Annotated in this window: 26 protein-coding genes; 6 read left to right on the top strand and 20 right to left on the bottom strand. The window is 38.0% G+C overall.

Annotated elements, in window-relative coordinates; translation table 11 throughout:
• Positions 1-40: 40 nt before the first annotated feature.
• The 6 genes from dnaK to gpr all read right to left on the bottom strand — a co-directional run bounded on the left by dnaK (position 41) and on the right by gpr (position 7981).
• The gene (gene dnaK, locus ACAN53_RS01780; protein WP_379966134.1) at positions 41-1864 is read right to left on the bottom strand and encodes a molecular chaperone DnaK; all 1824 of its coding nucleotides are present in this window, start codon (positions 1862-1864) and stop codon (positions 41-43) included.
• A 26-nt stretch (positions 1865-1890) separates the two neighbouring features.
• Positions 1891-2460 carry a nucleotide exchange factor GrpE gene (gene grpE, locus ACAN53_RS01775; protein ID WP_379966131.1) on the bottom strand — a complete coding sequence of 190 codons (570 nt, stop codon included), beginning with the start codon at positions 2458-2460 and terminating at the stop codon, positions 1891-1893.
• A gap of 60 nt (positions 2461-2520) precedes the next feature.
• Complete coding sequence (hrcA, locus tag ACAN53_RS01770) at positions 2521-3555, bottom strand: heat-inducible transcriptional repressor HrcA (RefSeq protein ID WP_379966128.1); 1035 nt, start codon at positions 3553-3555, stop codon at positions 2521-2523.
• Between the two features lie 95 nt (positions 3556-3650).
• Positions 3651-4790 (bottom strand): radical SAM family heme chaperone HemW, encoded by a 1140-nt coding sequence (hemW, locus tag ACAN53_RS01765; protein ID WP_379966125.1) that lies wholly within the window; start codon positions 4788-4790, stop codon positions 3651-3653.
• Positions 4791-4906: 116 nt separating this feature from the next.
• Entirely contained in the window at positions 4907-6733 is a 1827-nt protein-coding gene (gene lepA, locus ACAN53_RS01760) for a translation elongation factor 4 (protein ID WP_379966122.1), read from the bottom strand.
• A gap of 153 nt (positions 6734-6886) precedes the next feature.
• Complete coding sequence (gpr, locus tag ACAN53_RS01755; protein ID WP_379966119.1) at positions 6887-7981, bottom strand: GPR endopeptidase; 1095 nt, start codon at positions 7979-7981, stop codon at positions 6887-6889.
• A gap of 349 nt (positions 7982-8330) precedes the next feature.
• Here gpr and rpsT point away from each other — a divergent pair, with 349 nt between their 5' ends.
• Positions 8331-8597: a 30S ribosomal protein S20 gene (gene rpsT, locus ACAN53_RS01750; protein WP_379966116.1), complete on the top strand. Its 267-nt coding sequence runs from the start codon at positions 8331-8333 to the stop codon at positions 8595-8597.
• A 140-nt stretch (positions 8598-8737) separates the two neighbouring features.
• Here the strand turns inward: rpsT and holA are convergent, their stop codons facing one another.
• Entirely contained in the window at positions 8738-9754 is a 1017-nt protein-coding gene (holA, locus tag ACAN53_RS01745; protein WP_379966113.1) for a DNA polymerase III subunit delta, read from the bottom strand.
• 272 nt (positions 9755-10026) lie between these two features.
• On the opposite strand from holA, the gene ACAN53_RS01740 reads away from it, so the two are divergent.
• Positions 10027-10161 (top strand): YqzM family protein, encoded by a 135-nt coding sequence (locus ACAN53_RS01740; RefSeq protein WP_379966110.1) that lies wholly within the window; start codon positions 10027-10029, stop codon positions 10159-10161.
• Positions 10162-10197: 36 nt separating this feature from the next.
• On the opposite strand, the gene ACAN53_RS01735 is transcribed toward ACAN53_RS01740, so the two are convergent.
• From ACAN53_RS01735 to ACAN53_RS01725, 3 genes are all read right to left on the bottom strand, one after another.
• Positions 10198-12513, bottom strand: coding sequence for a DNA internalization-related competence protein ComEC/Rec2 (locus ACAN53_RS01735; RefSeq protein WP_379966108.1), 2316 nt, complete (start codon positions 12511-12513; stop codon positions 10198-10200).
• Positions 12514-12562: 49 nt separating this feature from the next.
• Entirely contained in the window at positions 12563-13126 is a 564-nt protein-coding gene (locus ACAN53_RS01730; RefSeq protein ID WP_379966105.1) for a ComE operon protein 2, read from the bottom strand.
• Between the two features lie 61 nt (positions 13127-13187).
• Positions 13188-13766 carry a helix-hairpin-helix domain-containing protein gene (locus tag ACAN53_RS01725; RefSeq protein ID WP_379966102.1) on the bottom strand — a complete coding sequence of 193 codons (579 nt, stop codon included), beginning with the start codon at positions 13764-13766 and terminating at the stop codon, positions 13188-13190.
• 84 nt (positions 13767-13850) lie between these two features.
• Here ACAN53_RS01725 and comER point away from each other — a divergent pair, with 84 nt between their 5' ends.
• Positions 13851-14675, top strand: coding sequence for a late competence protein ComER (gene comER / locus ACAN53_RS01720; protein ID WP_379966099.1), 825 nt, complete (start codon positions 13851-13853; stop codon positions 14673-14675).
• A gap of 194 nt (positions 14676-14869) precedes the next feature.
• Here comER and ACAN53_RS01715 read toward each other — a convergent pair whose 3' ends face one another.
• The 8 genes from ACAN53_RS01715 to ACAN53_RS01680 are packed head-to-tail and all read right to left on the bottom strand — an operon-like array spanning position 14870 to position 19846.
• Entirely contained in the window at positions 14870-15607 is a 738-nt protein-coding gene (locus ACAN53_RS01715) for a class I SAM-dependent DNA methyltransferase (protein WP_379966096.1), read from the bottom strand.
• Entirely contained in the window at positions 15604-15960 is a 357-nt protein-coding gene (gene rsfS / locus ACAN53_RS01710) for a ribosome silencing factor (RefSeq protein WP_379966093.1), read from the bottom strand. The genes ACAN53_RS01715 and rsfS overlap by 4 nt, the downstream gene beginning before the upstream one ends.
• A complete protein-coding gene (gene yqeK, locus ACAN53_RS01705) occupies positions 15957-16526 on the bottom strand; it encodes a bis(5'-nucleosyl)-tetraphosphatase (symmetrical) YqeK (protein WP_379966090.1) in 570 nt (189 codons plus the stop codon). The genes rsfS and yqeK overlap by 4 nt, the downstream gene beginning before the upstream one ends.
• Entirely contained in the window at positions 16492-17085 is a 594-nt protein-coding gene (locus tag ACAN53_RS01700; RefSeq protein ID WP_379966087.1) for a nicotinate-nucleotide adenylyltransferase, read from the bottom strand. Before ACAN53_RS01700 ends, yqeK begins: the two co-directional genes overlap by 35 nt.
• Positions 17082-17372 carry a ribosome assembly RNA-binding protein YhbY gene (gene yhbY, locus ACAN53_RS01695; protein ID WP_379966084.1) on the bottom strand — a complete coding sequence of 97 codons (291 nt, stop codon included), beginning with the start codon at positions 17370-17372 and terminating at the stop codon, positions 17082-17084. The genes ACAN53_RS01700 and yhbY overlap by 4 nt, the downstream gene beginning before the upstream one ends.
• Before the next feature lie 3 nt (positions 17373-17375).
• A complete protein-coding gene (aroE, locus tag ACAN53_RS01690) occupies positions 17376-18206 on the bottom strand; it encodes a shikimate dehydrogenase (RefSeq protein ID WP_379966081.1) in 831 nt (276 codons plus the stop codon).
• A 14-nt stretch (positions 18207-18220) separates the two neighbouring features.
• Positions 18221-19327 (bottom strand): ribosome biogenesis GTPase YqeH, encoded by a 1107-nt coding sequence (gene yqeH / locus ACAN53_RS01685; RefSeq protein WP_379966078.1) that lies wholly within the window; start codon positions 19325-19327, stop codon positions 18221-18223.
• The gene (locus tag ACAN53_RS01680; protein WP_379966075.1) at positions 19328-19846 is read right to left on the bottom strand and encodes a YqeG family HAD IIIA-type phosphatase; all 519 of its coding nucleotides are present in this window, start codon (positions 19844-19846) and stop codon (positions 19328-19330) included.
• Positions 19847-20234: 388 nt separating this feature from the next.
• Between ACAN53_RS01680 and ACAN53_RS01675 the strand changes: the two genes are divergently transcribed.
• Positions 20235-20387 carry a sporulation histidine kinase inhibitor Sda gene (locus ACAN53_RS01675; protein ID WP_379970210.1) on the top strand — a complete coding sequence of 51 codons (153 nt, stop codon included), beginning with the start codon at positions 20235-20237 and terminating at the stop codon, positions 20385-20387.
• 86 nt (positions 20388-20473) lie between these two features.
• Here ACAN53_RS01675 and ACAN53_RS01670 read toward each other — a convergent pair whose 3' ends face one another.
• Complete coding sequence (locus tag ACAN53_RS01670; RefSeq protein WP_379966072.1) at positions 20474-21253, bottom strand: phosphatidylserine decarboxylase; 780 nt, start codon at positions 21251-21253, stop codon at positions 20474-20476.
• Between the two features lie 172 nt (positions 21254-21425).
• Positions 21426-22145 carry an RNA polymerase sporulation sigma factor SigK gene (gene sigK, locus ACAN53_RS01665; protein WP_379966069.1) on the bottom strand — a complete coding sequence of 240 codons (720 nt, stop codon included), beginning with the start codon at positions 22143-22145 and terminating at the stop codon, positions 21426-21428.
• 641 nt (positions 22146-22786) lie between these two features.
• Between sigK and ACAN53_RS01660 the strand changes: the two genes are divergently transcribed.
• Positions 22787-23182 carry a hypothetical protein gene (locus ACAN53_RS01660; RefSeq protein ID WP_379966066.1) on the top strand — a complete coding sequence of 132 codons (396 nt, stop codon included), beginning with the start codon at positions 22787-22789 and terminating at the stop codon, positions 23180-23182.
• 152 nt (positions 23183-23334) lie between these two features.
• Positions 23335-23505, top strand: a complete 171-nt coding sequence (locus tag ACAN53_RS01655; protein WP_379966063.1) for a restriction endonuclease — start codon at positions 23335-23337, stop codon at positions 23503-23505.
• Positions 23506-23542 lie beyond the last annotated feature (37 nt).

The following is a 23542-nucleotide window of genomic DNA, read 5'->3' as shown; positions in this document are numbered from 1 at the left end:
CAAGGCATACTTGACTTTGACTTTTTTCAGATACGACCTATTATTTATCGTCTTTTACTTCTTCATAATCTGCATCTACTACGTTATCTTTCTTCGCTTCTGCACCATCTGCTTGACCAGCTTGCTGTGCTTGCGCAGCTTGTTCATATAGTTTTACTGTTAAGCCTTGTACAAGTTCATTCAGTGCATCTTTCTTCGCACGAATATCTTCTAAATCATTCTTTTCAATTGCAGCTTTCAAAGCATCCTTCGCTTCATTAGCCTTAGCAATCTCAGCTTCTTCCACTTTACCTTCTAAGTCTTTCGCAAGCTTTTCAGTTTGGAAGACAAGTTGATCTGCTTCGTTACGTAAATCTACTTCTTCTTTTTTTGCTTTATCCGCATCAGCGTTAGCTTCTGCTTCTTTCACCATACGATCTACTTCTTCGTCAGAAAGACCTGAAGAAGATTGGATTGTAATAGCTTGTTCTTTATTCGTTCCAAGATCCTTCGCACGTACATTTACGATACCGTTCGCATCGATATCAAATGTAACTTCGATTTGTGGGACACCGCGTGGTGCTGGTGGAATATCAGAAAGTTGGAAGCGACCTAATGTTTTGTTATCAGATGCCATTGGGCGTTCCCCTTGAAGCACGTGAATATCAACTGCCGTTTGGCTGTCAGCTGCTGTAGAGAATACTTGAGATTTGCTTGTTGGAATCGTTGTGTTACGTTCAATCAATTTTGTAAACACGCCGCCCATTGTTTCAATACCAAGTGAAAGCGGAGTTACATCAAGTAAAAGTACGCCCTTCACATCTCCAGTAAGCACGCCACCTTGAATAGCCGCACCTAATGCAACTACTTCATCAGGATTTACACCTTTAAATGGTTCTTTTCCTGTTTCACGTTTAATAGCTTCTTGTACAGCTGGAATACGAGTAGATCCACCAACAAGAATAACTTTATCTAGTTCTGCTGCATTTAATCCAGCATCGCGAAGTGCACGGCGCGTAGGTTCTAACGTTCTTTCTACAAGACCAGCTGTAAGTTCATCAAATTTCGCACGTGATAAAGATACTTCAAGATGAAGAGGACCTGCTGCTCCAGCAGAAATGAACGGTAATGAAATTTGTGTAGATGTTACACCTGAAAGATCTTTCTTTGCTTTTTCAGCTGCATCTTTTAAACGTTGCAATGCCATTTTATCTTTAGAAAGGTCGATGCTATTTTCTTTCTTGAATTGTTCAACTAAGTAATCAATAATTACTTGGTCAAAGTCGTCACCACCAAGGCGATTATCTCCAGCTGTTGCAATTACTTCGAATGTTCCTTCAGCAAGTTCAAGAATAGAAACGTCAAATGTACCACCACCAAGGTCATACACAAGAATTTTTTGCTCTGTATCTTGCTTATCTAATCCATATGCAAGTGCAGCTGCTGTTGGTTCATTAATAATACGTTCTACTTCAAGTCCAGCAATACGTCCAGCATCTTTTGTAGCTTGACGTTGTGCATCGTTAAAGTATGCAGGAACAGTAATAACAGCTTTCGTTACTGTTTCACCTAGGTATTCTTCAGCAGTAGCTTTTAAGTTTTGTAAAATGATTGCTGAAATTTCTTGCGGTGTAAATTGTTTTCCTTCTGCTTCTACTTTATAATCTGTGCCCATATGACGTTTAATAGAAATAATTGTATTTGGGTTTGTAATAGCTTGACGCTTAGCAACTTCCCCAACTTGACGTTCCTCATTCTTAAATGCAACAACAGATGGAGTTGTGCGATTTCCTTCTGGATTTGCAATAACTTTAGGCTCTCCGCCTTCCATTACAGCAACGCAAGAATTTGTAGTACCTAAGTCAATCCCAATAATTTTACTCATGACGAAACCTCCTAATATATGTAGTGTTACTGATTTACTTTAACCATTGATGGTCGAATCACTCGATCCTTTAATTTATAACCCTTTTGAAATTCTTCTACAACAATGTTTGATTCAAGAGATGGTTCTTCTACTTGCATAACCGCTTGATGTAGGTTTGGATCAAATTCTTTTCCTACCGCCTCAATTACTTCCACTCCTTCTTTCAGTAGAGCTTCTGTAAGCTGGCGAAGTACCATTTCCATTCCTTGAAGAAGAGACTTCGATTGTTCATCGTTTACTTCCACTTTCATCGCTCGTTCAAAGCTATCTAGAGCAGGTAAAATATCAGATACAAGACTTTGTGAACGATATTTTTCTGCAGCTTGACGATCTAGCTGCACTCTGCGACGATTATTGTCAAAATCAGCTTGCAATCGTAACAGGCGATTTTCGGTTTCAGAAAGCTTTGCCTCTAATTCAGCAATCTTCTTGTCTTGCTCTGAAAGTTCTTCTTGTTCAGCCTGTTCCTCTTGTTCAACTTCTTCTACCACTTCTTCTACCACTTCTTGTTCTGCCACAGATTCTTCTGTAACTTGCTCATTACGTTCTTTCAAACATTTCACCTCCCTTAAATGAATTCCCTTATGAAACTAAATATCATGTTCTATTTTGCCTCACTCTTTGCTTTGATTCAACCTTTGAAACACGTTGGACAATTGCGAAGAGAAAAGATCTAATATGCTAATCACCCGTGAATAATTCATGCGAGTCGGTCCAAGTATAGCAAACGTACCTAACAATTCATCCTCAAGGGAGTACGTAGCCGTAATAAGACTACAATCTTCTATCGCAGATGAATTGTTCTCATGACCGATTTTCACTTGAATTCCTACTTTTTTGTTACGCAACAAATGATAAAATTCTTGCTCATGTTCAATCATATTTAATAAAGAACGTACTTTATTAATGTCGTTAAACTCTGGCTGCGTCAATATGTTGGTTTTTCCTCCAAAATAAAGTTTCTCCGAAATTGGTAATGTTAACGTGCCGTCCAAAAGTTGCATGATTTGATCGTAATTTTGAACATTCTGACGCAAAACGTAAGCAATTTCTTGATACAACTTATGATGAAGGTCAGAAAGTAAAATTCCAGCCAACTTTTCATTTAAAATATTAACCATTTTTTCCAAATCATTCATATGCATAGATACTGGAATGGTAATGGTTTTACTTTGAACATGACCAGAATCCGTTACAATAATCGCAACGGCCGTATCGTTTCCAAGTGGAATGATTTGTACACGTTTCAATTTATTTTCTGTAACTTTTGGACCGAGAACAATTGCAGTATAATTCGTTAAATCAGATAGAATTTGCGCTGATTGCTGTGCAATGTTTTCCATTTCAAGCATTTTCTCAGTAAATATATTTCTAACCTGAACTATTTCATCATGCGGCAAATGCTGCGGTGCCAACAAATGGTCCACATAAAACCGATATCCCTTTTCTGAAGGAACTCGTCCTGATGAACTATGGGTTTTTTCTATATACCCAAGCTCCTCCAAATCTGCCATATCATTACGAATTGTAGCTGAGCTAAAGGTAATCTCTTTTTTCTTCGACAATGTACGGGAGCCAACTGGCTGCGCAGAATGAATGAAATCGTCGATGATAATTTGTAACACTAAGAGTTGACGTTCTGACAGCATCTATTATCACCTCTGTTAGCACTCTTAACCTTTGAGTGCTAAATCTATTATTAAAGTACCAAACTAACCATGTTCTTGTCAATGCAAAACGATTGTTATTCGAGAAGAAATGATTGAAACACTTCATTTCCTAATAATGTTCCCAGCTTCGTTAACCGAACAGTATCTTCTGTCTCTTCTATATATCCTCGTTGCTTATTCATCTGGATTTGTTTATTAAACTTTTCATGCATGGTTACATGAAACTTTTGCTTAAAGACCGACTTACTTACCCCCTCCGTTTTACGAAGTCCTAAAAACATTTCTTCTTCCATTTTTTCTTGCTTCGTCACATCATGCACCTCATGATGTGGATATCCGGTCTTATCAATCAGTGTAAAGTATTGTTTTAAAGGTCCCGCATTTTGAATACGTTGCCCAGATACATAGCTATGTGCTCCTGCCCCAAATCCATAGTAGCTTTCATTATTCCAATAGGTTATATTATGTCTGCTTTCATAACCCGATTTTGCAAAGTTACTTATTTCATATTGATGATATTGATTCTTTTCCATTTCTTGCATAATATATTCATACATGTTTGCTTCATGATCCTCGCTTGGCAAATGTAGGTTTCCACGCTTCATTAGGTTATAAAATACAGTCTTCGGTTCCACAATTAACGAATAAGCTGACATATGCTGCAATTCTAGTAGCATAGCGATATGTAGCGCTTCCTTTACATCTTGTATAGTTTGATCTGGTAAAGCGTATATTAAATCCCCACTAATATTAGTAAATCCTACTTTTTTTGCATCCTCAATGGCCTCAATCGCATCTCGCTTTGTATGAGATCGTCCAATTTTTTTCAATAGTCCATCATCAAATGTTTGAATACCAAAACTAAGACGATTCACTCCCCCTTCTAGAAGCAATTGCAATTTTTCCTTTGGTAAGTCACCAGGGTTCGCCTCGAACGTATACTCATAATTTGAACCAAACGGTTTTAAATTACTCTCAATCATCGACAGGAGTTTCTCTGTTTGATGCATCGATAATGCCGTAGGAGTTCCTCCACCAACAAAAATGGTATCAAGCTCCTCAAATGGCGTTCGTTGCAAGACTTGTTGCATTTCCTTCTCTAAATAGTCTAAATACTGATCAACCGGTTGGTTAGCAAGCAATACTTTATTGAAATCACAATAGTGACAAATATGCTGACAAAAAGGAATGTGTATATAGGCTGCTCGCGTCAAATTCTCTCCCCCTTTTACGATTGATGAAAATATGGACCGCCATACGAAATTCTTGTTAGTACAAGATTTTTGTATAGCGGTCCAATACCGTAAACCTCATTTATTTTTATTATAGCTTATTTTGTATCATCCATACGAAGGACTGCCATAAATGCTTCTTGCGGCACTTCAACAGACCCTATCGTTTTCATCCGTTTTTTCCCCTCTTTTTGTTTCTCAAGGAGTTTACGCTTACGAGAAATGTCACCGCCGTAGCATTTCGCTAACACATTTTTACGCATAGCTTTAATGGTTGACCGTGCAACAATTTTCATACCAACTGCTGCTTGAATCGGTACTTCAAACTGTTGTCTTGGAATCAGCTCTTTCAGCTTATCTACAATTGTCTTGCCACGTTCATAGGCGGAATCTTTATGAACAATGATAGACAAGGCATCTACATTTTCATTATTTAATAAAATATCCATTTTCATAAGTTTGGATGGCTTATAGCCGATTAGTTCATAGTCAAACGATGCATATCCTTTTGTACTGGACTTCAACTGATCAAAGAAATCATATACAATTTCTGAAAGCGGAATTTCATACGTAAGTGTAACACGAGTTTCATCTAGATATTGCATATCAATAAATGACCCGCGTTTTCCTTGGCATATTTCCATAACCGCTCCGACGAAATCATTTGGTACCATAATTGTCGCTTTGACATATGGTTCTTCAATACGATCAATACTTTGAGGCTCCGGCATGTTCGAAGGATTATCTACAGCAATTTCTTGACCACTCGTTGTATATACTTTATAAATTACACTAGGAGCAGTCGTAATTAAATCAATCTTAAATTCACGTTCAATCCGTTCTTGTACAATTTCCATATGAAGTAGTCCTAAAAAGCCACAACGAAATCCAAAACCAAGTGCTTGAGACGTTTCTGGCTCAAACTGAAGGGACGCATCATTCAATTGTAATTTTTCAAGTGCTTCACGCATATCATTGTATTTCGCTGTATCAATTGGATACATACCGCAAAATACCATTGGATTCATTTTGCGATACCCTAAAAGCGGTTTAGTAGTAGGACGATCACTGTGCGTAATTGTATCCCCGACCTGTGTATCACCAACATTTTTGATAGATGCTGTTAAAAACCCTACATCCCCGACCATTAATTCATCGCGCAATACTGGCTTAGGCGTAAACACGCCGACTTCAAGCACTTCAAATTCCTTTCCAGTAGCCATCATTCGAACTTTATCGCCGACTTTTACCGTACCATTTACGACACGAATATAAGCTATAACACCTCGATACGCATCGTACAATGAGTCAAAAATTAGTGCCTGCAAAGGTTCTTCTGAATCACCTGATGGTGCCGGAACTTTTTCTACAATTTGCTCTAAGATTTCTTCAATCCCTATACCTGCTTTCGCAGAGGCTAATACTGCCTCTGAAGCATCTAATCCGATTACATCTTCAATTTCCTGGCGAACTCGTTCTGGATCGGCACTAGGTAAATCAATTTTGTTAATTACCGGAAGAATTTCAAGATTATTATCAAGTGCTAAATACACATTTGCCAATGTTTGCGCTTCTATTCCCTGCGCTGCATCCACAACAAGAATTGCACCTTCACACGCTGCTAAACTACGAGACACTTCATACGTAAAGTCAACATGTCCTGGGGTATCAATTAAGTGCATAATATACGTTTCCCCATCTTTTGCTTTATACTGAAGCTCAACGGCATTTAGCTTAATCGTAATTCCACGTTCACGTTCTAAATCCATTGAATCTAATAGCTGTTCTTTCATTTCACGCTGGGACAATGCTTCTGTTCGTTCTAATATTCGATCTGCCAATGTCGATTTTCCATGGTCGATATGGGCAATAATCGAAAAATTACGAATACGTGACTTTCGATTTTCTCTTTCTTCTTTATTCATACGTTCTCACTCCTACTAGTATCGCAAGGCATACACTAGCTTTGATTATATCAATACAGTACGTAAGATTCAATGAAAATTGCCGTCATGCAGACATGTCCACTACCTCTTCACGTGAAAAAGATACACATTATCTTATTCCTTACTAAATATTTAGTGAGTATAGGTTCCCGTATTATTTTGATCAACATTATAATGAAGAGCTGCGTTCAAACCACTTGCTAATACATTGGCCATGTCTTCTACGAACGCATCCACCTCTTTCGGTGTAACCATCAAGTTATGTCCTAAAGGAGACAATACCTCATAAATGAGCTTTCGTTTTTCTTCTTCCGGAAGTGTACCAACAATCCCCATAAACATATTTCTTCTTGTATCGTCAGGCAGATCATCATCCGTAAGCACCTTTGTCCCCCCAAAGGAGAATCCTGCAGGAAGCAAAGAACGTGATGGCTTATCTCCTTCTTTTAATTCCCTTCCAAAATGTTTTAAAATAAAATCAATCGTATCACTTGTAATACTAACAGCATCCACGACAGTCGGTATTCCAATTGCAATAACGGGAATACCAAGGATTTCTTTACTAAGCTCCTTTCGTTTGTTTCCAACACCAGCTCCAGGATGAATACCTGTATCAGACATCTGAATCGTGCGGTTCACTCGTTCAATAGAACGCGAGGCAAGCGCATCAATTGCAATAATAAAATCCGGCTTCGTTTTTTCCACAACGCCTTGTATAATATCACTCGTTTCAATACCAGTTGTCCCCATCACCCCTGGGCATAGGGCACTTACAGGGCGAAATCCCTCTTTCACTTGCTCAGGCTGTAGTAGAAACAAATGTCTCGTTACTAATATATTCTCCATAACCATTGGCCCAAGTGCATCTGGCGTAACATTCCAATTTCCAAGACCTACAACAAGACAGCTTGCCTCACGAGAAATACCAATGTTTTCTAAAAAAATAGCTAATTCTTTCGCAAAAATTTGTTCAACCTTTTGCTGGAGCTCTGTATCCTGCTCTCTAATTCCTTGTATATCAAATGTAAGATACGTTCCTGGCTTCTTCCCCATCGCCTCAGAAGCATGATTTTCTATCACAACACTCGTAATCTTCACACTATCCTCTACGCGTTCCTCCACATGAACCCCTGGAATGGCAGATTCACTTCTTTCTTGAAGCAGCTCATGCGCCTCAACAGCCAAATCCGTCCGTACACAATAATTTTGTAAATCTAATTTCTTCATAAACCATCCTCCTGATTATCAAATATCATTAGAATATCCAACTATATATATTTGATTCCATTTAGTATGTTTCCCTCTACGGAACAGTTCAAACCGGGTCCGCTTTTTCGTTTATAATCTAACTTTCCCGGCTTGCTCCTTCCGGCTGGAAAACCCTCCCCCATAAAGGCAAAATGCGCCTTTTTATGTGCGGAACTTCCGTCCTCCGGAGCAGTTCGAGCCGGTTCCGCTTTTTCGTTTATAAAAATCATTTGTTCTCTCTATTGCAATTAAGCCTATCGTTTGATAAAATATTTGTTGTTCTATGTAAGTATCGAGTTACTCGATCGCTACCAGGAGGTGAATGAAAATGGCAAACATTAAATCCGCTATTAAACGCGCTAGCTTAAGTGAAGAGCGTCGTGCACATAACGCTTCAATCAAGTCTGAAATGCGTTCTGCAGTAAAGACTGCTGAAGCTGTACTTGAAAATAAGGATGTTGAAAACGCAAAATCAGCTTTATTAGCTGCTGCTAAAAAGCTTGACAAAGCTGCTACAAAAGGTTTAATTCACAAAAACGCTGCTGCTCGTAAGAAATCCCGTCTTGCAAAACGACTAAACAGCATTAACGCGTAATAACAAAACGATCCCTTTGGGTCGTTTTTTTTGTAGAAATTTTTCTATCCACTTCTTTCCATAACAAAACACAAAGACCCTCTAACAAAAAAAGATGCTTGAAGGTCCATTTTATATAACATATTATTATTTGATTCATCCTACGCTTTAATATGCTTCAAACGCATAATAAAAAACTCCAAAATTAACTTTTTTTCCATTTTTCCCGTTTTCATATCATAATCGGCGTTTGCCAACAAATCAATAATTTGTTTTAACTCTTCAAACGAAAAAGAAGACGTTTGCTTCATAGCCAACTTTACACGATAAGGGTGTACGCTAAGATGGGACGCAATTTGATTTTGCGCATAGCCATGCATTTGTAGTTCCTTTACTTGATGCAGCAATCGAAATTGACCTGCCAGCAAAGCCAAAATCTTAATTGGTTCTTCCTGCTTTACAAGCAATTCATGAAGTATCCTCATCGCTCCAGCAATATTTTTGTTAACAACCTTTTCTACTAATGTAAATACATTTTGCTCTACAGATTTAGGTACGAGTTGTGCTACTTGGTCACGCGCTATTGTTCCAGACTGCCCTGCGTACAAAAATAACTTCTGTAATTCTTGCGAAAGAATCATAACGTTACTTCCAACTAATTCAACAAGCAAATCTACTGCGTCATTTTCAATCGTCACCTGCTGCTCCGTTCCCTGTTCCATAATCCATTTTCGTACATCTTGAATTTGCAGAGGATTGGCTTCGATCATTTCCGCATGCTTTTTGACTAGCTTTGTTATCTTTTTACGCTCATCTAGCTTTTCAAATGGTGCGAGAATGACAACAATTGCAAAAGGAGAAGGTTCCTCCATATAGCTTTGTAAGACGGAAACATTCTGCTCGAGCTTTTCTTTTTGTGAAGTTAAAAAATACGGAGATTTCACAACGATAATTTTTCGTTCCCCTAAAAAAGGCAATGTTCTTGCATCTTCCACTACATCCTCTAAATATGCTTCCTCCAGGTCATAGGTAACTACATTCCATTCCCTGTCTTCTTTCTCCAATGCTTCCGTTATAAGTATGTTCAATGTTTCATTCATAAAATAGGTTTCTGTTCCATATAATACATATAGCGAAGCAAATTGCTTCTGCTTCATTTTTTTATGTATCGCATTCATTTCGTTTCTCCTCATATATCATATATCTCTATAGTAAGGGCACATGCATTGATTTACAAGCAGGAAGGGCAGACAAGCAACTGTCCGCCCTTCATTTATGTGAAACGCCAAGTTCGCATGCCCTAGGTTACATGCAGCGTGACGGATACCTACACCTAGTATTTACAGAATCATCTCTCGCATGAATGAGGATTATATACATATTTAGAATTATTTGTATATAATATTTAATTCTAACCTGTATACTTGTTATATCTTAGGAGGGATGCAAAGTGAATGAGTTTGAGAAGGACGTTCAATGCAAACGAAATGATGCAGTCGATTCAGGTGTTGGTTTTTTTGTTTCCTTTGGGTTCTTTGTTACTTTGTTTATTATTGCAACCATACTAAAGATTATCGGCTCTTAAGACTGCCATCTATGGTGGTCTTTTTTTACCCGTTCTTTATTCTGTACTTCTATCATATGGCTGCACGCTTCGGAATGTTCCCCTTTCTCCTATAAACGTAAATGTGATAGCTCCTCCCTCATCTGTACGCCAAATAGAAACATTATGATATTTCAGTCGATCTATTACTTCTGTATGAGGATGCCCATAACGATTTTTCTTCCCTACTGATATCACAGTAGTCGTCGGCTTTAGCATTTGGAGAAATGCCTCAGATGTCGATGATTTACTTCCATGGTGTCCCACCTTCAATACGTCTACACGTAAATCTGGATAGCGATCCATTATCTGTTTTTCTCCATCCTCTTCCAAATCACCTGTAAATAGCCATTTTAGCCCTCCCAGCTTTGTGTACAAAACAATAGATTGATTATTATCTTTCGTTTCATCACCTAAAGGAGAAAGGACAGTAAATGTTGCCGAACTTCCTTCCTGCCAGCTATCTCCACTTTTCACAATTTGTATGGATGCTTTGCGATTCTTCGCATTCTGGATGATTTCCTCTTCCAGCGGTGAAATCGTTTTCTTTCTACTTACTATCACTTCACCGACCGCTATCCCCTTCAGAACTTCGTTTGCTGCACCAGCATGATCAACATCAGCATGCGTTAAAATAAGCTTATCAATTTTTTTAACACCATGTTGGTATAAGTAGGGAAGGACGATACTTTCACCGACAGAATAGGTTCGTTTTCTTTTCTGCCACTCCTCCTGAGGAAAGGCAATCGCACCACCTGTGTCAATAAGATAGGTTGCTTTGTTATAGGGAAGACGAATGAGGATTGCCTCCCCCTGTCCTACATCAATAAAGGTTATGGATCCATTTGGATTCCAATACGGCGATGTATATTGAATGGTTCCTATTAAAACAAAGCATACGACACTAAGGATACGAAAAGACTTCCCCATCTTTCCTTCCCATACAAGAAATAAACATAAAATACTAACGGAGTACAACAGAGTCATCGTAGCAGAGGATTGGCCAAATGTAACCTGCAAAAATGGCAAGTTATTGCACCATTTTAACAATTCATTTGAAAACGTAATACAACCTGATAAAAGGGAAGATAGAATAGTAAGGGAAGGAAAAAGAAACGATACAACAAGAGTCAACAAAGAAAGTGGCAATATAACAAAGGAAAGATACGGCACAAAAATTAAATTTAAAAACAGACTGTACGGGGAAAGACGACCAAAATGATACAAAGTAATTGGGATGGAGGCAAGCTGCGCAGCAAGGGCGAGATTCCATGCTCCTTTTAACATCTGACCACTTAAAATAACTTTTGATGACAACAAAAGCACAGCGGTCGCAAGAAAGGAAAACTGAAAGCCAATATCAAATACAATATACGGATTCCACATCATCATCGTGATAGCCGTTAAGCTAAGTGCATCCATACCGCGTAAGCGCCGAGAAAAAAGTACACAAACTAAGACAAAAACAGCCATAACAGAGGCTCGAACAACAGAAGCTGAGGCACCTGTCATAAACATATACAATGGAACGATTATAACTAATATAACCGTCGCTGTTTCTCTTGTAAGACCAACTCGGAGCATAACAAACAGACACATCACTACAAGCAAGCTAATATGAGATCCTGATATGGCAAGTAAATGAATTAGGCCCATCTGTTGATATAAGTCTTCTATGTCACCAGACAGTTGCTGCCGGTCTCCGTACAAGAGCGCGTTCATAAAGCCAACAGTTTCCTTTGGAAAAGTTTCTTGAATATAATGGATAGACGATTGACGAATAGAAAACAACCAATGAATAAAGCTTATCCTCTCTGTATTACAGGAGGCGAAAGAGGAGGCACGAAACACGTAGTGAATGTGCTGGTGATACAAATACTCCTTATAGTTAAAAGCCCCCTCATTTCGGACTTTAGCTGGTTCTTCAAGCTTGCCTATGAATGTACAAGTAGTTCCTGGTTGAAGAAATGTCCATGAACCCTTTTCTTCCTTCGTAGAAAAAGTATAGGTTAATCGTAGCATTTCATCTTGCTCCGTTTTGACGAGTAGCGACATAACATCCCCATCTATTTGCGCGGATGCTTCCACTTTCCCAATAAACTTAGAAAGCGAAGGAGTTAGATGAGTTACATTCCTCTTTTCAACATAATTCATATACATATAAGTCAAGAAAAAACCAAGCATACAAACAAGAAAAATTCGCCTTTGTAACATAAAAAAAGTGAACATACCATAACAGAGAATAACTACAAAACAAAAAGATGAAAAATGAAAATGAGCAGCACAAATCGCGATTATAACACCTATTGCAACATACCCCCACTGTCCGCGCAATAGTCATCAATCCTTTTATAAGATTGTTCACTTGAACTCTACTTACTGCCTATTCTGCATTCTTAGTAAGCTTCTTTACTTTTTGTAGTAACTGAGTCGCTTCTTGTTCATTTCCTACTTCATTAGATTCAAGTAATTGTTTGAGTTGATTAAACTGTTCTACTTGTTCCAAGGATGCAATTGTATATTCCAATGGTACCTTACGTACTTTCACATTTGCTTGCTCATATAATTGGCTTGCATAAGGATGATTTTTATAATCCTTCGCATAATAGACAGCTGAAATACCACTTTGAATAATCGCCTTACAACATTGTAAGCAAGGATAATGGGTTACATATATTTCTGCCCCATCTGTTTTCACACCAAATTTTGCACATTGTAACAAAGCATTCATTTCTGCATGAATTGTTCGCACGCAGTGATTGTCAATGACATAGCAGCCTTCATCAATACAATGCACTCCTCCTGTAATCGATCCATTATATCCACCTGCGATAATTCGTTTATCTCGCACAATCGTAGCCCCTACTGTTAATCTTGTACACGTGCTTCGTAATGATAAAACATAACTTTGTGTCATAAAATATTGATCCCAAGAAATTCGCTCCATTACATTCCCGCCTTATCTTTTTCTTTAAGTTTACCTATTAATCGGAAACATCGTCAATCCATTATGGTACAATAATTTCCTCTTTCATTTTTTCCAGAGATTTTTCACCAATACCATCAACCTCTAGTAAATCTTCTAATTTCTTAAATGGGCCTTTTTGCTCCCGGTAACGAATGATACTCTCCGCCTTTGTAGGACCAATACCAACTATGGTTTCAATTTCTTCCTTCGTCGCTATATTGATTGCTACTTTCTTTTTCCCTTGCTGCTCTAGTGCTACTCCCCCTTGTTCGCCAATACGAGGCACATATAGAAGCATTTGATCTTGTACATATTGAGCTAAATTTATCTTCTTCACATCTGCATCATTTGAAAATCCACCTGCCTTCTCTATCGCTTGTTTAACACGATCTCCTTGTGCCATTTCATAGACGCCTTCAGACTTTACTGCTCCTTTAATATCAATGACAATACTTTCTGATTTCACTTTCTCATTTTTTTCCGTTACTTTTTCAGATTCGATTGATTTAGGAGGCAGTGGTTGTGTCTTAGCACCATTTGTATTCCAATAAAACATACCAAAAAGAACACCTATAACACATAGTAGGATCCCCCACTTTTTTACCTTTTCGATTCTCATGCACTCCTTTTCATTTCATTCATAAAGTTGCTACTCTCTTCATATTGTTTAGGAGAAAACCGTTAGGAAGGAGGGGATGTAATATTGAACATAGGAGTGATAGGAACAGGAAATATGGGTACCCTCTTAGTCGATGCATTTGTGGAAGCTCATGCAGTGAATCCTTCCTGTTTCACAATAATTAATCGTACTGCGACTAAAGCGTTTCACTTGAAAGAGAAACATCCTTCCATTCATATTGCAGCGACTATTAAAGAACTAATTATCCGTAGTGATTTCATTTTAATTTGTGTGAAGCCTCTTGAGATATATCCGATTCTCCATCAACATGCGGATCTATTCACGAAAGAAAAATGTTTAGTTTCCATAACGAGTCCCGTAGATGTAGAACAACTACAATCTGTAGTAGCAGCCAACGTAGCTCGTGTTATCCCCAGTATAACAAACCGAGCATTATCAGGTATTTCACTCTGTACGTTTGGTCATTCCTGCAGTGAGCATTGGCGGACCATTATTTATACACTATTTCAATCGATTTCTACACCTGTTGAAATTGAAGAAGAGGTGACAAGAGTTGCTTCGGACATTGTAAGCTGCGGACCAGCCTTCTTTAGCTATTTACTTCAGCAATTTATACAGGCTGCGGTGTGCGAAACCAAAATCACACATGAGCAAGCAACAGAACTTGCAAGTGGAATGCTAATCGGGATGGGGACTTTGTTAGAAAAAAATCATTTTTCACTCCCCTCTCTGCAGCAGCAGGTTTGTGTGAAAGGTGGCATTACGGGCGAAGGAATTCAAATTATGGAAAACGAGCTAGGAGATATGTTCAATCATCTTTTCCAGCGCACGCAAACAAAATACGAAGAAGATAGGCAAAAAATACAGAAGCAATTTAAGAAATCCTAATGTTCATGTTCGACCTATTGTTACCATTTCCTTTTCATGCAAGTTGAAGAAAAATATACAATTGCTGCTTATGTATATACGTTTTGCCTATACATTTTTTCCGTTATGAATAGGGCATTATATAAATTTAATAATGATCATAGAAAAAGGAATGAAACCTTTGTGTTTCATTCCTTTTTCTATTCATAATCAAATTATTTCTTTCGAGCGGCAAAAAATATCCGTTCTGTTTGCTCTGTAACAGGGTTCATTTCTAAATCTGTTATGCTCATAATGGAAAAGCCTGCTTCTTCTAGCCAACTTTTTAAACGGGCAACTTCATATGCTCGTTGCACATGAAACTCTTCAAAGCGTACGAAGGATTCCTCATCTGGTTCTTTTACAAAAAATGTCAATTCGTGTTCGATCGAATCTTTCATTTCCCCAGGAAAGCAATTCCAAATGAGAGCAATCTGTTCCTCATTTATCGTAAATGTCTCGTTTTCAAACACATTATGAATCTTATACAAGGAATGCACATCAAACAAAAACAACCCTTCATCTTTTAAGTAATGATGGATACGCTTAAAGGTTTGCTTTACACCTTCTTCATCTGTTACATAATTTAACGAGTCGCAAAATATAGTAATCATATCATACTGCTCAGGCAGCTCAAGTTCCCTCATATCTTGCATAAATAATGGTACCGAGAACTCAGCAAGCTTATGCTGTGCAATTGTTAGCATTTCTTCTGAAAGATCCACACCTGTTACGTTGTATCCCTTTTTTACGAGTGGCAATGCGATATTGCCTGTCCCGCATCCGACATCAAGTAATGTATTACCAACAATAGAAGCCTCTTGCTTTTTTGTTTCTATATACTTGATCCATTTCTCATAAGGTATATCATTCATCAGTTCATCATACAATAAGGCAAATTGTTCGTATCTCATCTCTCTATTTCTTCCAAGATGTCTACACGCGGCACATCGCCCCATAAACGTTCTAAGTTATAATAACTACGTTCTTCACGATGGAAGATATGAGCCACAACCTCTCCCATATCAACTAATACCCAGCGGCCTTCATCAAACCCTTCCATATGCTTTACTTCATACCCGTTCTCGTACACTTTTTCCTTCATTTCCCGCGCAATAGCTTGAACTTGTTTATCAGAGTTCGCTTGGCATATAACAAAGTAATCTGTAAAAGGAGAGACTCCTTTCATATTTAATGCTACGATATCTTCTGCTTTTTTATCTTCAGCAGCTTTCGCTACCACATTTAATAATGCATGTTCATTCATCCAGTACATTCCTCCTTGAGTATTGCGTTATACGTTGCCACTGTTAATGGATAAATTCTTTGATTCTTCTCCATTAAAAAGAAAATTGTATTTTTCAATGCCTGTAATAACGCTTTGTTTATATCTTCTTTGGCTAGTGTTCGAACTTCTTCAACACCTTCAAACTTTCGTCCTGGTTCAATATAATCAGCCAACCAGATTACTTTGTCAAGCAACGTCATATGTTCATGTCCACTCGTATGGTACGTAATTGCCTGAAGGATAGCAGCATCCGAAATGCCTACTTCCTTCGAAACAAGATAAGCCCCAACTGGTGCGTGCCAAAGTTCTTTATTATATTCCAATAAATCAGGAGACATGTGTTCACGTATAATAATTTCTTCCATTTCATGAATCGGTCTACATTTCGCATAATCGTGAAAAATGGCCGCCATCTCTGCCTTTTGCGGATCTGCCCCATATTGCTCGGCCAATAAGATAGCAGTTTCCATTACACCGACTGTATGAACATATCGTTTCTCATACATCTGTTTACGCACGATTGCTAACGCTTGTTCCCGCTCCATATAATCCATTCCTCTCAATATAAGTTTGCACCTTCTTAGGCACCAAATATTTCGTCGTTCCCCCAGAAGAAAATCGGTCACGAATAAAAGAAGAAGATACAGCAAATTCCGGTATTTCTAGTTCTTTAATATTATAAGGAGTTTGAAGAGAATATCCTGGTCTTGTAACTCCAACAAATTGAATAAGCTCAAGTAATTCATCAATTTTAAACCATTTTGGCAAATACTCTACCATATCTCCGCCAATAATAAAATAAAACTGTTTTTCCGGATAACTTTTCTTTAATTGTATCACAGTATCATACGTGTAAGATGGTCCTTGCCTTTCTAATTCAATTAGACAAATCGAGAAGTGCGGTTCGTGATCAATGGCTTGCTTTAACATTTCCACACGATGCATAGTGCTAGCAACATCCTTTTCCAGCTTATGCGGAGGTATTTTGTTCGGCATGAACCAAATTTCATCCAACTGCAGAGCATGATATGCTTCATTGGCTATGAGAAGATGACCGTTATGCGGTGGGTCGAACGTTCCACCGATAATCCCGATTCTGTTCATGGCAATGTAATTTGCTTATGCTCGGTTGATTCTTTGTAAAGTACAATACTGCCACCAATAACTTGGACAAGCTCAGCTTGTGTTGATGTTGCTAATTCTTCTGCAACCTCATGACGATCATATTCACAATTTTGTAAAACACTAATTTTTATCAATTCTCGTACTTCCAAAGCTTCACCAATTTGTTTTACCATATTTTCATTTACGCCGCCTTTTCCTACCTGAAAAATAGGTGATAGATGATGAGCCTGTGCGCGTAAAAATCGTTTTTGTTTTCCTGTTAACATGTGTTATCCTCCAAGTTTTGTTATAACGAGTTTTTTCATTCGTTCTACATTCGGCCATGTTCCCGTCCATAATTGAAAAGCCAATGCCCCCTGATACACGAACATATCGATTCCATTTTGAACAATGGCTCCAGCCCGTTTCGCTTCTGTTAAAAACATTGTTTCCCTCGGATTGTAAATAATATCAGAAACGATTGCGCCTTCCCGAACTCGTTGAATGGAAAGCGGTGTTTCATCTACATTTGGATACATCCCAACCGAGGTCGTATTCACAATAATATCGTATGTGTGTTGTTGTTGAAATGCTTCTTCCATCGTTACAGCATGACTAAATGTATGATACTTACAAGATTTAATTAAGTCTTCCGCACGGGAAACCGTACGATTTGCAATATCAATTTGCGTTATACCCTTTGATGCAAGCGTAAAGAAAATGGCACGACATGCTCCGCCAGCACCTAGAAGCAGAACCTGTTTATTCATCAATGAATCCGATGCGATTGATTCCAAAGCACGTACATATCCTGCACCATCCGTATTATACCCGATCAGCTTTCCGTTTTGATTTATAACGGTGTTTACTGCACCAATTTGTTTGGCTAGCTCATCAACGCTATCGAGATGTTCCATGATTGCAACTTTATGGGGAATCGTCACATTGAAACCTGATATTTCCATTGCCCGAAACCCCTTTACTGCATCCAGAAGCTTATCCTCTTCTATTCGAAAAGCATGATAATGAGCATCGATGTGCATGGAAGAAAATGCATCATTGTGCATATCTGGTGATAAAGAATGACCAATTGGATTCCCAATAACGCCGTATAATTTCATACTCTATCCCGCCTTTAAATTAAAGATTTCCGTATAGAAGCACTAACACCCTTCGGAACATGAATCGCAATTTTTGCCCCAGGTTCATTGATTGTAATCCAACCTAATCCCGAAATGACAACATCCATTTTCGGCTCATGAATGACAAATTCATGTCTTACTAGCTCTGGAAAAGTAGCAACCTCTTCTGGCATTGGTGGACTCAGAAGCTCCCCTAGATGCTTTGCATATAAATCATCTGCATTTTCAAGCTTCGTGCGATGTATGTTGACTGCATTCGATATATAGCATACAAAGGAACGTCTTCCTCCGCTCAAATAATCAAAGCGAGCCATGCCGCCGAAGTATAATGTTTGTTGTTCATTCACTTGAAAAATCTTTGCTTTCACTTCTTTCGAAGGCGTAATCATTTTTAAACTCTTTTTGTTCACATAATGTGCCATTTGGTGATGATTAATAATTCCTGGTGTATCGTATAGTGACGATGTTTCATCTAAGGGAATGTCGATTAGATCAAGAGTTGTACCTGGAAAATGAGAGGTTGTTATGACGTTTTCCTTTACATCCCCAAAATCTTTTATCATACGATTAATAAAGGTAGATTTACCAACATTTGTACATCCTACTACATATACGTCTCTTCCTTCACGATACGTCTCAATAGCTTGTGCTAGCTCATCTACACCATTTCCCGTTTCTGCACTAATCGCAAACACATCTACCGGTTTTAATCCCAGTTGTTTTGCGCTATATTTCATCCAATGGATAAGTTTCTGACGTTTCACTGATTTAGGAAGTAAATCCACTTTATTTCCAACTAAAAGTACAGGATTGTTACCTACAAATCGTTGCAGTCCTGGCAACCAACTCCCGTTAAAATCGAAAATATCTACAAGCTTTATTACAAGTGCATTACTCTCCCCAATTCCATGTAAAATGCGAAGAAAATCATCGTCTGTTAGCGAAACATCCTGTATTTCATTGTAATGCTTTAGACGAAAGCAACGCATACAAACTACATTTTCTTTTTCTAAAGAAGAAGGGGGGGCATAACCGATTTCTTCAGGATGTTCTGTTTGAATGACTGCACCGCAGCCTATACATTTTATTACTTCTTCCAATCACAATTCCTCCCACTCAATATAACCTTGTCGTTTTAAACGATTCAATATCCGTTTCTCAATCACTCGATTAAATCGAGTAGACCATCCATCTGAATTTGCAACGGGAACGACGAGAATTGTATATAGCTTCAGACGATTTCCACCGAGTATATCCGTTAGCAGTTGATCACCTATAACAACCACTTCATCTGGCTTTACATCCATCTTTTGCAGCGCACGTTGAAACGCCGTTAGTAAAGGTTTTCGTGCCCGATGAATGAATGGAAGCTGGAGCGGATCTGAAAATAATTTCACGCGCTCTTCTTTATTATTAGAAATGATCGTTACCTTAATGTCATTGTCACGCATACTAGTTAGCCACTCAATAAGCTTTGGCGTTGCATTTGGACGATTCCACTCAATTAATGTGTTATCTAAATCTGTAATAATCCCTTTCACACCACGTTGCTTTAATTTTTCTGGTGAAATTTCATAAATATCTTTTACAAATTCGTTTGGTAAAAATAATTTTAACATGGTACCACCTCTTCTATGAGGAATTGGGATGCAGCAATGCTATCCATGTTTCCCATTGCATGACGAAATTCGTCATGTCTCCACTTTCTTATCCTATATGTATAATCACAAATACTGCGGATTTATAACTCGACTACGGATAGAACTAGAAAAATAAGAAAATATTTCGACGGCATTTTTTTCATCACACCTTGTGGATAACCTTGTACACATTTTCCATCCATACTAAATAAAGGAAAAATTATGTTACACACATTTACTTAACAGGTTATCCACGCAGACATGTGGATAACCAAACATTTGTACTAAAAGTAAAATTTTGGTATATTCATATCAGAACAAATCATAATTCCTTACTTGGAGGTGAGTTGCCTACGTGGCAGGAAGTATGGAAAAACTTTCAGACGAGTTGCTGAGTGAGTCTTATTATAAAGCAAAAGAATTAAATTTAAATCCTGAGTTTATTCTCCTCATGAAACAAGAAATGCTTCGTCGATCATTAAAGGACAAGCAGCAACAATCCTATTTAACCCATATATAAATCCGCTGGTACTAAGTAACTACTCTCTACTATACAATGGAACATCTTTCTTTCTACCACAAATACATGTTCTTTACAACCTTTTCCTACAATACCTGTGCAATTATCTGCCCTACAACTACCGCTTGTCCTTTCTGTATAGAGGAAGTAGCGTTTACCATCCCCTTTTCAAAAAGAAGGACGACGGTAGAACCAAAAGTAAAGTAGGCCATTTCTTCGCCTTTTCGCAGAAAATCATGTTCATGCAACAGTTCAATACTGTTTACAAACATTGCACCGACTTTCACAATGGCAGCCTGCTTTCCTTCGCAACTTATTTCAGTTATCATACGATAATTTTTACTTAACGGTTCTTTCCCATACTTCATACCCAGTCGATTCACCGGATACGATTTTTTTCCTAATGAATAGCGTTCTAGCACTTGACCAGATAAAGGACTATGAATGCGATGATAATGGCTCGGACTTAAATAGAGCACAAAAAACGTTCCATCCTTGTAACGTTGTGCTCTTTCTTCATTTCCTAGCATCTCCCTAACAGAGTAATGCTTTCCTTTAATAATAAAGTCTCTATCTTTTGTTATGCAACCATAGTCTTCCAGTACCCCATCTACCGGGCTAACAATCGTATGAGGAGAGACATCAATTTGGCGCATTCCATCTTTTAAACGTCTTGTAAATAATTCATGTAATGTTCCATAGCTGTGCAGATCCTTTTCCATTTCCTCTTGATTAATATGATACGTACGTGCATAGGACGGAATCACAAAAGAGCTCAGACTTGACTGTGAAAACTTTCTTAACAAATATGAAGTAAACCGACCATTTGTCAATTCAATGAACAATCGATACAAAGCTTGTAACAACGATCTATCCTCCTAATCTAACATTCATAAATGGAGGTGACCCTATGGGAGTCACCTCATCAAATATTCCTTACACAAAAATGCTGAATACTTATTATTATATTCGAAAACACACTTTAACTCCATAACGAGATACAATCTTACAACTCGCTTCCAAACAAATGCCCCGCTATTAGCCTTCACGTCTGCCCTTTCTTTCCTTTTCAGAACGAACAAATTCATGAAACATCTTCATTAACGCTCGCTTCTCAATTCTAGAGACATAGCTACGTGATATTCCTAATGCCTTAGCAATTTCGCGTTGTGTTTTTTCTTTATCCATACCAAGCCCAAAGCGATTTACGATTACTTCTTTTTCCCGCTCATCTAATATGTCAATAAACTCCCGTATTTTTTCAAGCTCCATACTCAGCTGAATCGTATCAATTACATCATCTGACTCCGATTTTAATATGTCAATTAATGAAATTTCATTTCCTTCCTTATCCTGCCCGATTGGATCATGTAAAGAAACATCCTTCTTTGTCTTTTTTAATGCGCGTAAGTGCATTAAAATTTCATTTTCAATACACCTGGCGGCATAAGTCGCTAGCTTTGTTCCTTTACTTTGAGAATAGCTTTCAATTCCTTTAATTAAGCCAATTGTCCCAATTGAAATTAAATCCTCTGCATCTTCACCCGTGTTTTCAAATTTCTTGACGATGTGAGCCACTAATCGTAGATTATGTTCAATCAATACGTTTCTAGCGTTAGGATCCCCTTGTTCCATTAGCTCTAAGTATTTCTTTTCTTCATCTGAGGATAGAGGCTGCGGAAACGCATTGTTTTTCACATATGATACGAACATAAATAATTCACGAACAATGTATCCAAGTGTAGCAAGCATACTCATCTTCTCACCCCCGTTGAAAATAGTGTTCGTTATTATATATATGAGGCGAGAAGAATACCTTTGTTTGTACAGAGACAAAAATAGCAGTTAGTAAGGATTATAGATTTTTTATATTTTTATAACATTTGATGTCTAGTCTAAATAAAGTGAAACTTTCTCAGTGGAGGTTCTTTCATCCCCCACTTACGCTTCGTAGGGTTTCTCTCCAACTTTGAAGTAGAGGTCAAAAGAAGATAAACTTAGCATTCGTACGTAAAAGTACAAAAATGAATATGATACTCGTCATCATGTTCGAAAATTAGAAAAAGCCACCTAACATGTGGGTTTTTCTAATTTTACATATTTTAATTTTGTATGCTAGCGAAAAATGGTGTTCATTACTAAGTGCATATGGAGGCGGGAATGTCCTTGTTTGTACGAATGATATCATCGTGTTTCTTTATGAATTTCCAGGTAAGAAATCTTTTCTAGGAAAAGATGAGGACAGTTATACACAGCGTACTAAGGCACCAAGGCACACCATATGATTTTCTATAAGCGTCTTAAACAATTAGAATCAGCACTCATTCCTCGTTGTTGCGGCATACATCCCTTCCTTTCACACTACAATGGTAGAAATATGATAAAAGGAGAGATGCAATGTGGGACAGCCTAAGTACCATATTTGTGAAGTTGTAACACCAAAAGAAATCGGCATTTCAGAAGAACTATTGCTGCAGCAGCACGCAGAAAAAATTGAGGTGCGCACGGTGGGAGATGCCACCTTCCTTCTGCTGAATATCTCATTCGTAAAGCAGCACTTCCCGTATGCTCCGCTACCGTACTGCCCACTGATTCTCAACCCTCGACACCCGCTATCTGAGTATATGACGTTCCGCGAGCTCCAGGCACGTAGCACGAACACGGAAGACTTGGAGTTTGTTCTCTCTCATCTTACACCTGATCAAAAAGCAATGTACGAAGGAAACAGCTGGGTCCGCTCACTCGGAGACGGTGATTGGCTGTTGCGGAGGAAGTTTGGAGTGCAGGCTTCTTAGAACAGAAAGTGCAAAAAGGGGAGTATTGTGCAGGAGGATATATGCAACTTTTATAAAGTAAAAATCACTTATGAACAATTGGATTTATATTATTATCAGACTGTTTTCGTAACTATTGTTACTAATAGAGTTTCAATATATGGCCATATTACATGAAGGAAGCAACAAAAGGGATATTAGTAACAACGAGTTCATTTAGAAAAGATTCAGTGGAGTTTGTAAAAGATAAACGCATTACGTTCATTGATGGTCAAAACCTATTGTATCACTTTGACAAATATAAGTATCCCAATCTTAACATTACCTTAAAAAGTAAAGGATAAATTTTATTCATACCACAAATAAATAAAAAAACGGTTG

This window comes from Ectobacillus soli (assembly GCF_042610425.1).
Classification (GTDB): domain Bacteria; phylum Bacillota; class Bacilli; order Bacillales; family Bacillaceae_G; genus Ectobacillus.
This window is presented reverse-complemented; position numbering and strand designations above follow the sequence as displayed.

Bases quoted from the DNA above. Each gene is read 5' to 3' on its own strand.
- dnaK (WP_379966134.1), bottom strand. From the start codon at position 1,864: ATGAGTAAAATTATTGGGATTGACTTAGGTACTACAAATTCTTGCGTT.
- hrcA (WP_379966128.1), bottom strand. From the start codon at position 3,555: ATGCTGTCAGAACGTCAACTCTTAGTGTTACAAATTATCATCGACGAT.
- lepA (WP_379966122.1), bottom strand. From the start codon at position 6,733: ATGAATAAAGAAGAAAGAGAAAATCGAAAGTCACGTATTCGTAATTTT.
- gpr (WP_379966119.1), bottom strand. From the start codon at position 7,981: ATGAAGAAATTAGATTTACAAAATTATTGTGTACGGACGGATTTGGCT.
- rpsT (WP_379966116.1), top strand. From the start codon at position 8,331: ATGGCAAACATTAAATCCGCTATTAAACGCGCTAGCTTAAGTGAAGAG.
- holA (WP_379966113.1), bottom strand. From the start codon at position 9,754: ATGAATGCGATACATAAAAAAATGAAGCAGAAGCAATTTGCTTCGCTA.
- ACAN53_RS01730 (WP_379966105.1), bottom strand. From the start codon at position 13,126: ATGGAGCGAATTTCTTGGGATCAATATTTTATGACACAAAGTTATGTT.
- ACAN53_RS01725 (WP_379966102.1), bottom strand. From the start codon at position 13,766: ATGAGAATCGAAAAGGTAAAAAAGTGGGGGATCCTACTATGTGTTATA.
- ACAN53_RS01715 (WP_379966096.1), bottom strand. From the start codon at position 15,607: ATGAGATACGAACAATTTGCCTTATTGTATGATGAACTGATGAATGAT.
- rsfS (WP_379966093.1), bottom strand. From the start codon at position 15,960: ATGAATGAACATGCATTATTAAATGTGGTAGCGAAAGCTGCTGAAGAT.
- yqeK (WP_379966090.1), bottom strand. From the start codon at position 16,526: ATGGAGCGGGAACAAGCGTTAGCAATCGTGCGTAAACAGATGTATGAG.
- ACAN53_RS01700 (WP_379966087.1), bottom strand. From the start codon at position 17,085: ATGAACAGAATCGGGATTATCGGTGGAACGTTCGACCCACCGCATAAC.
- yhbY (WP_379966084.1), bottom strand. From the start codon at position 17,372: ATGTTAACAGGAAAACAAAAACGATTTTTACGCGCACAGGCTCATCAT.
- aroE (WP_379966081.1), bottom strand. From the start codon at position 18,206: ATGAAATTATACGGCGTTATTGGGAATCCAATTGGTCATTCTTTATCA.
- ACAN53_RS01680 (WP_379966075.1), bottom strand. From the start codon at position 19,846: ATGTTAAAATTATTTTTACCAAACGAATTTGTAAAAGATATTTATGAA.
- ACAN53_RS01675 (WP_379970210.1), top strand. From the start codon at position 20,235: ATGGAAAAACTTTCAGACGAGTTGCTGAGTGAGTCTTATTATAAAGCA.
- sigK (WP_379966069.1), bottom strand. From the start codon at position 22,145: ATGAGTATGCTTGCTACACTTGGATACATTGTTCGTGAATTATTTATG.
- ACAN53_RS01655 (WP_379966063.1), top strand. From the start codon at position 23,335: ATGAAGGAAGCAACAAAAGGGATATTAGTAACAACGAGTTCATTTAGA.